Below are 12,087 nucleotides of genomic sequence, written 5' to 3'. Positions count from 1 at the left end.
CTCGAATACTGAGACTGACAGACAAGGAGTGAGACGATTGCGGGCAGACGTCAGCCCCGGCGTCTGGTCGTCGAAAATCCATGACTCAGCCCGTGACTCAGCCACGGACGCAAAAAGAGGAAAAGGGTCGCGACGCGAACGCCAGAGGGCGGCGTCAGCGACAGTGGATGTCGGACACGCAGAGTGCGGTCACGCCGAAGAGCGCCAGCTCGATGGCTGCGCCCTCACGGACGACATGACTAGACCACATGGGCAGAAATATGAACGAACATCCGTCTCATGTCAATGTGACATAAGCGGCGGCTGTCAACTCGTGGGATAGGGCCAGGGGTTGGGCAGACAGTGGATTCCGTCATGGTCGAGGAACTTTGTCTGCTGCTGCATGACGGGGGCGAGTTCGCCGTCCTTCTGGCACGTCACGTGGCCGTGGCCGAGCCGGTGACCGACCTCGTGGTTGATCAACATCTGCCGGTAGGCGTGGATTTTGTCCCCATATGTCGTGCTGCCCTGAGCCCATCTGTATGCATTGATCATCACTCGTTCGGTGGCGGCCGAGTCGCAGGAGACGTTGTCCTCGGTCGTGTCGAGTCCGGACTTGGCGCACCACTTGGCGGTCGTACCGGGGCTGGCCAGCGTGATCACGAAGTCCGGCTTGCCGGAGGAGATCCGCTCGAAGGTACGGGCGCCGTCGTGGGCCCAACTGCGGTCGTCGTTCAGGGTCTTCTGCACGGCCTCGGCGAACAGCTCGCCGTCCAGGCCGAGGCCCTGCTCGATGTCCACGCGGTAGGTGTACTTCTGTCCCCTGCCCGGCGCCTTGGCGGAACCGGGCACGGTCTCGAACTTCCCCGAGCCCTTCAGCGTGGCGCTGAGCGGGTACGTCCGGTCCATCTTCTGCTCGTACGACAGCGTGACCGTGCCCGGCGAGGCGGACGGGGCCTCAGCACCGGGGGCGCGTGCGTCCTGAGCCTGGTCGGCGGCGGAGCTCGGCTGTTCGCCGTCGCGGTGCGAGCCGGTCACCTGGCCGGCGACGACCACGGCGAGCACGGTGGTGACGGCGGCCGCCGCGATTCCGGTGAACGCCCGCCCCTTGCCGCCGGAGCGCTGAGCGGGCAGGCCGGCGGGGTGCTGCGCGGGCGGGCCGGCCGGGGGTGCGTCGTCGGCGTCCGCCTCCGGCGCGTCGGCCGGGTGTTCCTCGACGGGGCGAGGCTTCCCCGTGCGGGGCGCGAAGACGTCGATGTCGTCGTCGAGGCCGACGCCGGCGGCGCGCCCCTCGGCGAAGGCGTCGAGGTACTCCTGCCAGGGCCCGGCCCCGCCCCCCGGCCCGGTGGGCCGCTGCCGCGGAAGCACGACACCGGGCCCGGCCGCCCCCGCGTACTCATCCCAACCACCACCGGCATCCCGCTGCTCAGGGTGCCCACCACGAGTGGGAGCCCCCTCACGAAGACGGGGGACACCGTGCGCGGGGGTGCCGTCGGGGAGACGGGGCATGCCGTGCGCGGGAGTGCCGTCCGGAAGCCTCGGGACGCCCCGCGCAGGGGTCCCATCGGGCAGAAGAGGCACACCACGCGCCGGAGCCCCCTCGCCAAAACGCGGCACACCCTGCGCCGGCGTCCCATCCGGGAACCTCGGGACACCGTGCGCCGGAGTGCCGTCAGGCAACCTCGGCACACCGCGCGCAGGCGTGCCGTTCGGGAGCCTCGGGACACCACGCGCCGGAGCTCCCTCGCCGAAACGCGGCACACCCTGCGCCGGCGTCCCATCCGGGAACCTCGGGACACCGTGCGCCGGAGTGCCGTCAGGCAACCTCAGCACACCGCGCGCAGGTGTGCCGTCCGGAAGCCTCGGGACACCACGCGCCGGTGTGCCGTCAGGCGGACGGGGCACGCCATGCGCGGGAGTGCCGTCCGAAAGCCTCGGGACGCCCCGCGCAGGGGTCCCATCGGGCAGACGGGGCACACCGCGCGCCGGAGCTCCCTCGCCGAAACGCGGTACACCCTGCGTCGGCGTCCCGTTCGGGAACCTCGGGACACCGTGCGCCGGAGTCCCCTCCGCAAGCGGCGGCACGCCCTGCACCAGGACCCCCTCCGTGAACCGCGGCGCATCATGCACCGGCGGGCCGGGGGGCGGGAACCCGGCACCGGAGCCGGTCGTGCTCAGCGGTGCCTGGCGCTGGCCGGGCAGCAGTGGCTGTCCGCCTCGGGTACCGCTCCTCCGCCCTGCGGCGGTCGTGTCCGCGGAGTCGCTCTTGGGAGACGGGCTCCGGCGGCTGTGGCGTCCCACTCCGGCCTCAGCTCCCCGTACCCGAGTCGGTGCCGGCGTCCCCGGTCTCCGCGAGGAGTTCCCGGAACGCCGTGGCCACCACGTCCGGGTACTCCATCATCGCCACGTGCCCGGCGTCCGGCAGGGACAGCAGGCGCGAGTCGCGGAAGGCGCGGGCGGCCCGGCGGGCCATGCGGAAGCCGACCAGCTGGTCGCGGCCGCCGTAGATCAGCAGGGTCGGCGCGAGCACGCGCTCGGCCTGGCGCCACAGACCGTGCTGTCCGCCGAGCGTGTAGGCGTTGACGATCCCACGCGCCGAGCGGGCCATCGCGTCCCAGAAGTACGGCAGTTGCAGCCGCCGCTCCAACTCCTCCACAGCGTGCTGGAACGCCTCGGGCGACACCTGACCCGGGTCGCCGTAGCAGAGCGCCAGGACACCGCGCACCCGCTGCTCGGCCGTCCACTCCTTGGTGAACCGGGTGAACAGGGCGGCGACACCGGGCACGCCGAGCAGTGCGGTCGGCGCCGCGGTGCGCTGGATGCGCAGTTCCGGCAGAGCCGGCGACACGAGCGTGAGTGTACGGACGAGGTCGGGGCGTACGGCGGCCACGCGCGTGGCGACCGCGCCGCCGAGCGAGTTGCCGAACAGGTGGACCGGGCCGCGGCCGGCGGCGTCGAGATAGCGGATCACCGCGCGCGCGTGCCCGGTGACCGAGTAGTTCCCGTCGTCCGGGGGCGGGGAGTCGCCGAAGCCCGGCAGGTCGACCGCCTCGCTCTCGACGACGCCGTCCAGCTCGGCCATCAGCGACGACCAGTTCTGCGAGGATCCGCCGAGCCCGTGGACGTACAGCGCGGGCGGCAGGCCCTCGCGCGCGGGACGGCGGGACCGGATCGAGAGGGTGACCCCGGGCAGCCCCACGGACCGCAGCCGCTCGCCCTCGCCGACCCGGACGGGCGCCACCCTCGGAAGGACACTGGCGGCCGGAACGGACGGCGACTCGGTCGAAGACATGCGGCAATGTTACGAGGTGATCACGTCGCGATTCATGTGTTCGGCGTCACAGAGTGACGCGCGGGTCACGAGTGAACCGGAACCGAACCGGTCCGCTGCGAACAGGCAGGACGGCATGGCATCCGGTTGCGCCGTCTCCTAGGCTCGTACACAGGGCACCCGTATGTGGCCCCTGCTGTTCCAGGGACGTTCGTAGGAAGGGAGCCCACCATGGCCTATGACCCCACCGAACCCGACACGATCGAGGATCTGGAAGCCGAGACGGCCCCTGAGATCGACGTCGAAGCCAACGAGGTGGACGCCGCCGAGCAGCACGCCGACATCAAGCCGGACCGTGACGACCCCCTGACGGGCGTGGATCCGGACCGCGCGAACGAGGCCGATCTGGTCGAACAGGCGCGTGTGGTCTCGCTCGACGAGGACGACTACCGCTGACCTCGCCGGACTCCCGCGGGCCGTGCGAAGGGCCCGCTGCACTTCGCGAGGAGCCCGACCGCAGCTTTCGTCGCCGTCCGGTACGTGAAATTCTGCGCTCGCACCGCGCACACCACGGTTACCGGAAAGTACGATGGCCGCGCGGCTGACACCGCGATATGGACGACTTTGGGAGGCGGCGTGACAGCCATCGAGCAAACTGAGGCAGCACGCCCGCGTGGCACACGTCTGCCACGCCGAGCCCGACGGAACCAGTTGCTGGGCGCCGCCCAGGAGGTTTTCGTCGCGCAGGGGTACCACGCGGCGGCGATGGACGACATCGCCGAGCGGGCCGGCGTGAGCAAGCCCGTGCTCTACCAGCACTTTCCCGGCAAGCTCGACCTCTACCTAGCGCTGCTGGACCAGCACTGCGAGTCGCTGATCCAGTCCGTGCGCAACGCGCTGGCGTCGACGACGGACAACAAGCAGCGCGTCCGGGCGACCATGGACGCCTACTTCGCCTACGTCGAGGACGACGGCGGCGCCTTCCGGCTGGTGTTCGAGTCGGACCTGACGAACGAGCCCGCGGTCCGCGAGCGCGTCGACAAGGTCACCAACGACTGCGCCGAGGCGATCTGCGACGTCATCGCCGAGGACACGGGCCTGTCGCGCGCGGAGTCGATGCTGCTCGCCTCCGGCCTCGGCGGTCTGGCCCAGGTGGTGGCCCGCTCCTGGCTGCACAGCGACCGCAGCGTGCCGCGCGACCAGGCGGTGCAGCTGCTGACCTCGCTGGCCTGGCGGGGCATCGCCGGCTTCCCGCTGCACGGCGCCGAACACCACTGACGGCCGTTTGTTCCCGTGCGCTGTTCGCTGACGGCGTTCCGGCCGACAGCGTGCGGGTCCTCTCACCGGGCTAATGTGTGCTGGGTACGGCGCGGAAGATCGCGCACATCACTGACCGTCGGAGGGACATAGCCGTGGAGGTCAAGATCGGCGTGCAGTACGCGCCCCGCGAGATCGTTCTGGAGAGCGGTCAGAGTGTCGAGGAGGTCGAGCGCCTGGTGTCCGAGGCGCTGTCCGGCAAGACGCAGCTGCTGACCCTCCAGGACGAGAAGGGCCGCAAGGTCCTGGTGCCGACGGACCGCCTGGCGTACGTGGAGATCGGCGAGCCGACCGTGCGCAAGGTGGGGTTCGGCGCGCTGTAGGCGACGTCATGCACAAGGGCCCGGCAGCCGCGAGCCGCCGGGCCCTTCTGTATGAGCGAAGCGCACAGACGGAGCACGACTCCTCCACAGCGGAGGATTGCACTCCGCAGGTCACGGGTATGACGGGCTACGACCGTCAAGGGCAGACGTGCCGTGGGAGGGACTTGGAGATGATCCTGGAAGCGCTTGGATCCGCCGTGCTCGGTCTCGTCCTCGCCTGGGCGGCGTCGTACCGCCTGTCCCACCGCCTGCCGGCCCGCCCGCTGGTGCTCTGCACGGGCGTCGCCGGCGCCCTCTTCGGCGACTTCGTCACCCACACCGCCCTCGGCACCGGCACCGTCTGGCTGAGCCTGCTGGGCGCCGCGATCATCTCGGCGGCGTCCCTGTCCCTCCTGCTCCGCCCGCTCCGCCGACGATCATTGACGGCGTAGGCGACGCCGAGCCGCCTCGGGCGCGGGGCTGTGTTCGATCTGCGGCTCCGCCGCCGGGCGCGAGCAACCGCAACGCGCCCGCGGCCGCGAGCGTCCCCGCGCCCACCACGGAGCGCTCCGCTTCTCAGGCCGCGAGGCCCAGCGCAGCCATCCGTTTGGTGTGCGCCTCGGTGATCCGGGAGAACATCTTCCCGACCTCGGCGAGATCGAACCCGTCGGCAACCCCGCCCACGAGCATCGTGGACAGCGCGTCCCGGTCGGCGACGACCCGCTGGGACTGCGACAGCGCCTCGCCCATCAGCCGCCGCGCCCACAGCGCCAGCCGGCCCCCGACCCGCGGGTCGGCGTCGATGGCGGCCCGCACCTTCTCCACCGCGAACCCGGCGTGCCCGGTGTCGTCGAGGACGGCGAGGACGAGCTCACGCGTGTCGGAGTCGAGACGCGCCGCGACCTCCCGGTAGAAGTCGCTCGCGATCGAGTCGCCGACGTACGCCTTGACCAGGCCCTCCAGCCAGTCCGAGGGCGCGGTCTGCTTGTGGAAGCCGTCCAGGGCCGCGACGAACGGGTCCATCGCGGCCGTCGGCTCCTCGCCGATCTCGGTCAGCCGGTCCCGCAGCCGCTCGAAGTGGTGGAACTCGGCCGAGGCCATCTTCGCCAGCTCCGCCTTGTCCGCGAGGGTCGGCGCGAGCTTCGCGTCCTCCGCGAGCCGCTCGAACGCCGCCAGCTCCCCATACGCGAGCGCGCCGAGCAGGTCCACGACGGCGGCGCGGTACTGCGGGTCGGCGGAGGCCTGCGCCCAGTCCTGGGCGGCGACACCGGTGGGTTCGGCGGAGGCGGCGGACGCGTTCTCAGGCTTGTCAGAGCTAGTCATGAGGCGCACAATAGCCCGCTCGCGTGGCGCCGGAAGGTCATGACCGATCAGTGTGACGACCATGACGTGACCAAATCGGCCATCGCATGTGCGCGAATCCGGGGTATGGTGGTAATGCGCCTGCCAGAGTGCGTCGACGGTGTTCGACGGCTCCGAACGGGCCGCACGCATGAGGATGCCCGGTCGGTGGCCCGATCGGCTCCGACCCGACAGCCCTCCCTGGCCGTACGGCACAGTACGTACGACGACCGGAGGGACACCCTCAGCGGTACGAGCGCTAGAGCGTCGGCAGAGGTCCCGTGTCATACGGCTTGCCTTGAGTGGCTCGCCCGTACGGCAGCCGACGTCCCCGGCACGGTCGCACATGACCCCCGCGCTCGCCTCGCGCCGCGCACACAGAAGAGGCATGACCCTGACTACGACGTTTCGAGACCTCGGGATCCTCCCCGAGACCGCCGAGGCCCTGGAGGCCGTCGGCATCATCACTCCCTTCCCCATCCAGGAGATGACGCTCCCCGTCGCCCTTTCCGGCACGGACGTCATCGGCCAGGCCAAGACCGGCACCGGCAAGACGCTGGGCTTCGGTCTTCCGCTCCTGGAGCGCGTCACCGTCCCCGCCGACGTCGAGGCCGGACGCGCCGCCCCCGAATCCCTCACCGACGCCCCGCAGGCGCTCGTCGTCGTCCCCACGCGCGAGCTGTGCACCCAGGTCACCAACGACCTGCTGACCGCGGGCAAGGTCCGTAACGTACGGGTGGTCGCGATCTACGGCGGCCGGGCCTACGAGCCCCAGGTGGAGGCCCTGAAGAAGGGCGTCGACGTGGTCGTCGGCACCCCGGGCCGGCTGCTCGACCTCGCGGGCCAGAAGAAGCTGAACCTGAAGCACGTCAGGTGCCTGGTCCTCGACGAGGCCGACGAGATGCTCGACCTGGGCTTCCTGCCCGACGTCGAGAAGATCATCGACATGCTGCCGGTCAAGCGCCAGACCATGCTGTTCTCGGCGACCATGCCGGGCGCCGTCATCGGACTCGCGCGCCGCTACATGTCCCGGCCCACGCACATCCGCGCCACGGCGCCGGACGACGAGGGCGCGACGGTCGCGAACATCAAGCAGTTCGTCTACCGCGCGCACAACATGGACAAGCCGGAGATGGTCGCCCGCATCCTGCAGGCCGAGGGCCGCGGACTGGCGATGATCTTCTGCCGTACGAAGCGCACGGCCGCCGACATCGCCGAGCAGCTCCAGCGCCGCGGCTTCGCCTCCGGCGCGGTCCACGGCGACCTCGGGCAGGGCGCCCGCGAGCAGGCGCTGCGCGCCTTCCGCAACGGCAAGGTGGACGTCCTGGTCTGCACCGACGTCGCCGCGCGCGGCATCGACGTCGAGGGCGTGACCCACGTCATCAACTACCAGTCCCCCGAGGACGAGAAGACGTACCTGCACCGGGTCGGGCGTACGGGCCGCGCGGGCGCCAAGGGTACGGCGATCACGTTCGTCGACTGGGACGACATCCCGCGCTGGCAGCTGATCAACAAGGCGCTGGAGCTGGACTTCAACGACCCGGTGGAGACGTACTCCTCGTCCCCGCACCTGTTCTCCGACCTCGGCATCCCCGAGGGCACCAAGGGCACCCTGCCGCGCTCGGAGCGGACCCGTGCCGGTCTGGACGCGGAGGAGCTGGAGGACCTCGGCGAGACCGGCGGGCGTGGCGCACGCGGCCGCGGCCGTGGTGGCCGGGGCGAGCGTGACGGCCGGCCCCAGTCCGGCACCGCCGAGCACGAGCGTACGGACCGTACGGCGCGCCGTCGCCGCCGCACCCGTGGCGGAGCACCGGCCGACGCCACCGCGACCACCGCGGTTCCGGCGTCCGAGCCGGGCGCCCCGGAGGCCGCCGGCGTGGAGGAGTCCAGCGCTCCCCGCACGCTGCGCCGCCGTCGCCGTACGCGCGGCGGAGCGCCGGCGCAGCAGGTGACGGCCACCGAGGCCGCCGTCGAGTCCGTGGACACGGCGGAGGGCCCGGCCCAGCTGGAGACCCCGGAGGCCCCGGAGAAGCCGCGCCGCCGCCGCACCCGCAAGTCGGCGGAGCCGGCCGCGACCGAGACGGCCGTCGCCCCCGAGGCGGCGCCGGTGGTCGCCGAGCCGCAGGCCGAGGCCGCGCCCGTGGAGGCTCCGGAGGCGAAGCCGCGCCGCCGTACGCGCAAGACGGCCGAGCCCGCCGCCGAGACGGCCGTCGCCACGGCCGAGGGCACGGAAGCGAAGCCGCGCCGCACCCGCAAGACGGCCGCCGCCGCCCCGGAAACCACCGAGGCAGCCGAGGCCGAGGCCAAGCCCCGCCGCACCCGGAAGAAGGCCGCCGCCGCCCCGGAGACGACCGAGGCCCCGAAGGCCGAGGCCGCCGTGGACACGGCCGAGGGCACGGAAGCCAAGCCGCGCCGCACCCGGAAGAAGGCCGCCGCCGCGCCGGAAACCACCGAGGCGCCCGAGGCCGAGGCCAAGCCGCGGCGCACGCGGAAGACGGCCGCCGCCGCCGAGGCCGCCGTGGACACGGCCGAGGGCGCGGAAGCCAAGCCGCGCCGCACCCGGAAGAAGGCCGCCGCCGCGCCGGAGCCGACCGAGGCCCCGGAGGCCGAGGCCAAGCCCCGCCGCGCCCGCAAGACGGCCGCCGCCGTCGTCGAGGCGGACGGGGATGCCGAGGTGGCAGCTCCGAAGGTCCGGCGGACCCGTAAGGCCGTCGCCAAGGCGGTCACCGCGGAGATTCCGGCACAGGCCACCGAGGAGCCGGAGGCCAAGCCGCGGCGCCGTACGCGTAAGGCCACGGCCGCCGTCGAGGCCGCCGAGGGCTGATCCGGCACCCGACGAGCGACGGCCCGGTCCCCGATGGGGGCCGGGCCGTCGCCATTTCCGGATGCCGCGCCGCTCCCGCGTGATCCGCGCGCTTTCGGGGCGCCCCCGCCCAGTCGCCGCACAGGGCATCCCGGGCCCGATAGCCTCTCCCCATGAGCAGGCCCGACACCTTTGTCCCGCCTCCCGGTGCCCGCGCGTACGCGCTGCGGACCGCGCGCGGGGAGTTCGCCGTCGTCGACGCTCCCGTGGCCGCCGGGGTGGAGCCCCGGGGGGTGGCGCTGTTGCTGCCGGGGTTCACCGGGAGCAAGGAGGACTTCAATCCGCTGCACGTTCCGCTCGCACGGCGCGGGTACCGGACCGTGGCTGTGGACGGGCGCGGGCAGCACGAGTCGGACGGGCCCGAGGCCGACGAATCGGCTTACGCCCAGCAGGAGTTGGCGCGGGACGTGCTGGCGCAGGCCGAGGCGCTCGGGGAGCCGGTGCATCTGCTGGGGCACTCCCTCGGCGGGCAGATCTCGCGCGCGGCCGTACTGCTCGACCACGCGCCCTTCCGGTCGCTCACCCTCATGGCCTCCGGCCCCGCGCAGATCTCCGAACCCCAGCAGCAGCGCGTGAAGTTGCTGCGGGACGCGCTCGCGGTGATGACCATGGGCCAGGTGTGGGACGCGATGCGGGCGATGGAGACGCCGGAGGAGACCGAGACGGCGGCGCTCGACGGCGGCCTCGACGACCGGGACGACCTGCAGCGCCGCTGGCTGAGCACCAAGCCCGCGCAACTCCTCGCCACCGGACGCCAGTTGTGCACGGAACCGGACCGTGTCACGGAACTGGCCGCGCTGCCGCTGCCGTTCCACGTCCTGTCCGGCGCACGGGACGACACCTGGCCGCTGCCCCTGCTGGACGACATGGCGGCACGGCTGAACGCACGGCGGACGGTGATCGAGAACGCCGAGCACTCCCCCAACACCGACCAGCCCTTCGCCACGGCCCGCGCCATCGCCGACTTCTGGGACAGCACCGCCGGACGGGGCTAGTACTGCGTCTGCAGATGCTCCCAGAAGCCGTCCCGCAGGGCGCGGCGCAGGTCCGCCTGGCCGCGCAGGGAGTACTGGAGCAGGACCTCGGCCTCGACCAGCAGGTCCTGGTCGACGGAGCCGGGGAGGTAGGGGTGGCCGGGGAGCAGTTCGACCAGGGCCTCGCGGCCTCGGGAGACGAGCCACTTCGCGGCGATCTGGGCGCCGACGAAGCGGACGTCCTCGCGGGTGGGGCGGGTGCCCGCGGTGGCGTCGTAGGCGGCGGCCGTGCGGCGGGAGACGTACGGCTTGAAGAACTCCAGGTCCAGGGTGCGCTGGCTGTCGACCTCCCAGAGGAGGGGTTCGGCCTGGTTGCGGCCTTCGGGGGCCTCGATGCCCCACAGGTGGACGCGGGCGCCGTAGCCCTGCGCCGCCTCGACCGCCGAGACCAGGTCCTCGTCGCCGCCGAGCAGGGCCGCGTCGCTGATCGCGCGGTGCCTCGCCAGCGATTCGAGGTCGCTGCGGATCAGGGAGTCGACGCCCTTCTGCTGGTTGTTGGCGTTGAGGTTGCCGAGGCGGACCTTGACGTCGGGGAGTTCGGCGATGGACTGCTGCTCGGCGGTGTGGATGCGCCGGCGGGCGCCGTCGTACCAGTACACGCGCAGCAGGCGGCTGTCCGCGAAGACCTGGCGCGCCCGGTCGATGAAAGCCTCGATCAGGCCCTCGGCGTCGAGGTCGAAGGCCCGTCGGTCCTCGGTCCCGGCGACCAGCCGGCCCGCGGCCGCGTACAGGTAACCCGCGTCGACGAAGATCGCGTGGGTGGAGGGCGTCTTCGCCACTTCGGCGAGCATGCGTTCCAGCAGCTCGTTCGTGTGGTCGATGCGGGCGCCCAGGGCCGCCAGGTCGTCGTTCATCACCTCCATTGTCCCGTTGGTCACGCTGCGAACACAACCGCTCCCGATCGGTCCCCCACCCTCCACTTACCACTCAGTAATTAGCCGTTCGAAAAATTTCTTTAGCGTAGGGAATGTTTGTAACAAGCAGCCCGTTGACTACTCACGAGGCCGCAGACATCTCCGGCCCACCGAGTAGTTCTCCTCAGGAGGATGACCAGACGAAGGGAGAAGCCCATGCGCTTCGAAATCATGCGACTCGACGAGGTCGACGGCACCACCGTGGACAGCACCGTCGTGGACGCCGCCTCCGTCAACCGGATCGTTCAGCAGGCCGCCGCCATCGGACAGCGCCTGTGGATCCGCCCGGCCGACACCCAGGCCTCGTAACGCTCACGCGCTGCGCGCCACTCAAGCTTTCCGGGGGAGCCGAGCCGACGAGGGCTCAGCTCCCCCGGATGACCTGAGTGATCCCGTTGATGATCTGCTGGACGGCGATCGCGGAGAGCATCATGCCCGCGAGCCGCGTCACCAGCACGACACCGCCGTCCTTGATGACCCGGATGATCAGCAGCGAATAACGCATCACCAGCCACAGCACGACATGGATCGCGAGGATCGCGGTCCACACCGAGATCTGCGTGGCCACACTGCCGGCCTTCTGCACGGCCAGGATCACGGACACGATCGCACCGGGCCCGGCCAGCAGCGGCATGCCCAGCGGCACGAGCGCCACGTTCACGTCCTTGGTCTGCTTCGGCTCGTCGGTCTTGCCGGTGAGCAGGTCCAGCGCGATCAGCAGAAGCAGCAGACCGCCCGCGATCATCAGCGCGGGCACGGAGACGTGCAGGTAGTCGAGGATCTGGTGGCCCAGGACGCCGAAGGTGGCGATGACCCCGCCCGCCACGCACACGGCCTGGAAGGCCATGCGCTTTTGCACCTTGGCCGGACGGCCGGCGGTGAGGGCGAGGAAGATCGGGGTGATCCCGGGGGGATCCATGATGACAAAAAGGGTCAGGAACAGAGAGCCGAAGACGGCGACGTCGAACATGGGGTGCCTCTGTGTTTGTCAAGCTGGTTGGGGTGTCGGCGTAGGCTCGGGTTCGGCGGGTCCGGGAAGTGACTTGTCCGAAGAGTCGGTCGTCGG

Annotated in this window: 13 protein-coding genes; 7 read left to right on the top strand and 6 right to left on the bottom strand. The window is 71.5% G+C overall.

Features of this window, described 5'->3' with window-relative positions:
• Nucleotides 1-154: 154 nt before the first annotated feature.
• From ACIBJF_RS09090 to ACIBJF_RS09080, 3 genes are all read right to left on the bottom strand, one after another.
• Nucleotides 155-250 (bottom strand): Ms4533A family Cys-rich leader peptide, encoded by a 96-nt coding sequence (locus ACIBJF_RS09090; protein WP_399173044.1) that lies wholly within the window; start codon nt 248-250, stop codon nt 155-157.
• Nucleotides 251-306: 56 nt separating this feature from the next.
• The gene (locus ACIBJF_RS09085; protein ID WP_399173043.1) at nt 307-1,347 is read right to left on the bottom strand and encodes a DUF3152 domain-containing protein; all 1,041 of its coding nucleotides are present in this window, start codon (nt 1,345-1,347) and stop codon (nt 307-309) included.
• A gap of 940 nt (nt 1,348-2,287) precedes the next feature.
• Nucleotides 2,288-3,271 (bottom strand): alpha/beta fold hydrolase, encoded by a 984-nt coding sequence (locus ACIBJF_RS09080; protein WP_399173042.1) that lies wholly within the window; start codon nt 3,269-3,271, stop codon nt 2,288-2,290.
• A 210-nt stretch (nt 3,272-3,481) separates the two neighbouring features.
• Here ACIBJF_RS09080 and ACIBJF_RS09075 point away from each other — a divergent pair, with 210 nt between their 5' ends.
• The 4 genes from ACIBJF_RS09075 to ACIBJF_RS09060 all read left to right on the top strand — a co-directional run bounded on the left by ACIBJF_RS09075 (nt 3,482) and on the right by ACIBJF_RS09060 (nt 5,321).
• Complete coding sequence (locus ACIBJF_RS09075; RefSeq protein ID WP_351799358.1) at nt 3,482-3,706, top strand: hypothetical protein; 225 nt, start codon at nt 3,482-3,484, stop codon at nt 3,704-3,706.
• A 180-nt stretch (nt 3,707-3,886) separates the two neighbouring features.
• Nucleotides 3,887-4,528 carry a TetR/AcrR family transcriptional regulator gene (locus tag ACIBJF_RS09070; protein ID WP_351799355.1) on the top strand — a complete coding sequence of 214 codons (642 nt, stop codon included), beginning with the start codon at nt 3,887-3,889 and terminating at the stop codon, nt 4,526-4,528.
• 134 nt (nt 4,529-4,662) lie between these two features.
• Nucleotides 4,663-4,890: a DUF3107 domain-containing protein gene (locus tag ACIBJF_RS09065; RefSeq protein ID WP_323375523.1), complete on the top strand. Its 228-nt coding sequence runs from the start codon at nt 4,663-4,665 to the stop codon at nt 4,888-4,890.
• A 170-nt stretch (nt 4,891-5,060) separates the two neighbouring features.
• Complete coding sequence (locus ACIBJF_RS09060; protein ID WP_399173041.1) at nt 5,061-5,321, top strand: hypothetical protein; 261 nt, start codon at nt 5,061-5,063, stop codon at nt 5,319-5,321.
• 124 nt (nt 5,322-5,445) lie between these two features.
• Here ACIBJF_RS09060 and ACIBJF_RS09055 read toward each other — a convergent pair whose 3' ends face one another.
• On the bottom strand, nt 5,446-6,192 hold the full coding sequence (locus ACIBJF_RS09055) for a ferritin-like fold-containing protein (RefSeq protein WP_199832851.1): 747 nt from the start codon (nt 6,190-6,192) through the stop codon (nt 5,446-5,448).
• 406 nt (nt 6,193-6,598) lie between these two features.
• Here ACIBJF_RS09055 and ACIBJF_RS09050 point away from each other — a divergent pair, with 406 nt between their 5' ends.
• Together ACIBJF_RS09050 and ACIBJF_RS09045 are read left to right on the top strand one after the other, a co-directional pair.
• Nucleotides 6,599-9,034, top strand: coding sequence for a DEAD/DEAH box helicase (locus ACIBJF_RS09050; protein WP_399173039.1), 2,436 nt, complete (start codon nt 6,599-6,601; stop codon nt 9,032-9,034).
• A 152-nt stretch (nt 9,035-9,186) separates the two neighbouring features.
• On the top strand, nt 9,187-10,068 hold the full coding sequence (locus ACIBJF_RS09045) for an alpha/beta fold hydrolase (RefSeq protein WP_399173038.1): 882 nt from the start codon (nt 9,187-9,189) through the stop codon (nt 10,066-10,068).
• On the opposite strand, the gene ACIBJF_RS09040 is transcribed toward ACIBJF_RS09045, so the two are convergent.
• Nucleotides 10,065-10,970 carry an NYN domain-containing protein gene (locus ACIBJF_RS09040; RefSeq protein ID WP_399173233.1) on the bottom strand — a complete coding sequence of 302 codons (906 nt, stop codon included), beginning with the start codon at nt 10,968-10,970 and terminating at the stop codon, nt 10,065-10,067. The two genes, ACIBJF_RS09045 and ACIBJF_RS09040, sit on opposite strands and share 4 nt — an antisense overlap.
• A 207-nt stretch (nt 10,971-11,177) precedes the next feature.
• On the opposite strand from ACIBJF_RS09040, the gene ACIBJF_RS09035 reads away from it, so the two are divergent.
• Entirely contained in the window at nt 11,178-11,330 is a 153-nt protein-coding gene (locus tag ACIBJF_RS09035) for a hypothetical protein (RefSeq protein WP_194294011.1), read from the top strand.
• Between the two features lie 55 nt (nt 11,331-11,385).
• Here ACIBJF_RS09035 and ACIBJF_RS09030 read toward each other — a convergent pair whose 3' ends face one another.
• Nucleotides 11,386-11,991 carry a MarC family protein gene (locus ACIBJF_RS09030; protein WP_399173037.1) on the bottom strand — a complete coding sequence of 202 codons (606 nt, stop codon included), beginning with the start codon at nt 11,989-11,991 and terminating at the stop codon, nt 11,386-11,388.
• Nucleotides 11,992-12,087: the final 96 nt, after the last annotated feature.

Origin of the sequence: Streptomyces sp. NPDC050743 (assembly GCF_044456925.1) — a bacterium.
Classification (GTDB): Bacteria; Actinomycetota; Actinomycetes; order Streptomycetales; family Streptomycetaceae; genus Streptomyces.
This window is presented reverse-complemented; position numbering and strand designations above follow the sequence as displayed.

Bases quoted from the DNA above. Each gene is read 5' to 3' on its own strand.
- ACIBJF_RS09080 (WP_399173042.1), bottom strand. From the start codon at position 3,271: ATGTCTTCGACCGAGTCGCCGTCCGTTCCGGCCGCCAGTGTCCTTCCG.
- ACIBJF_RS09075 (WP_351799358.1), top strand. From the start codon at position 3,482: ATGGCCTATGACCCCACCGAACCCGACACGATCGAGGATCTGGAAGCC.
- ACIBJF_RS09050 (WP_399173039.1), top strand. From the start codon at position 6,599: ATGACCCTGACTACGACGTTTCGAGACCTCGGGATCCTCCCCGAGACC.
- ACIBJF_RS09030 (WP_399173037.1), bottom strand. From the start codon at position 11,991: ATGTTCGACGTCGCCGTCTTCGGCTCTCTGTTCCTGACCCTTTTTGTC.
- ACIBJF_RS09090 (WP_399173044.1), bottom strand. From the start codon at position 250: ATGTGGTCTAGTCATGTCGTCCGTGAGGGCGCAGCCATCGAGCTGGCG.
- ACIBJF_RS09040 (WP_399173233.1), bottom strand. From the start codon at position 10,970: ATGGAGGTGATGAACGACGACCTGGCGGCCCTGGGCGCCCGCATCGAC.
- ACIBJF_RS09035 (WP_194294011.1), top strand. From the start codon at position 11,178: ATGCGCTTCGAAATCATGCGACTCGACGAGGTCGACGGCACCACCGTG.
- ACIBJF_RS09060 (WP_399173041.1), top strand. From the start codon at position 5,061: ATGATCCTGGAAGCGCTTGGATCCGCCGTGCTCGGTCTCGTCCTCGCC.
- ACIBJF_RS09055 (WP_199832851.1), bottom strand. From the start codon at position 6,192: ATGACTAGCTCTGACAAGCCTGAGAACGCGTCCGCCGCCTCCGCCGAA.
- ACIBJF_RS09045 (WP_399173038.1), top strand. From the start codon at position 9,187: ATGAGCAGGCCCGACACCTTTGTCCCGCCTCCCGGTGCCCGCGCGTAC.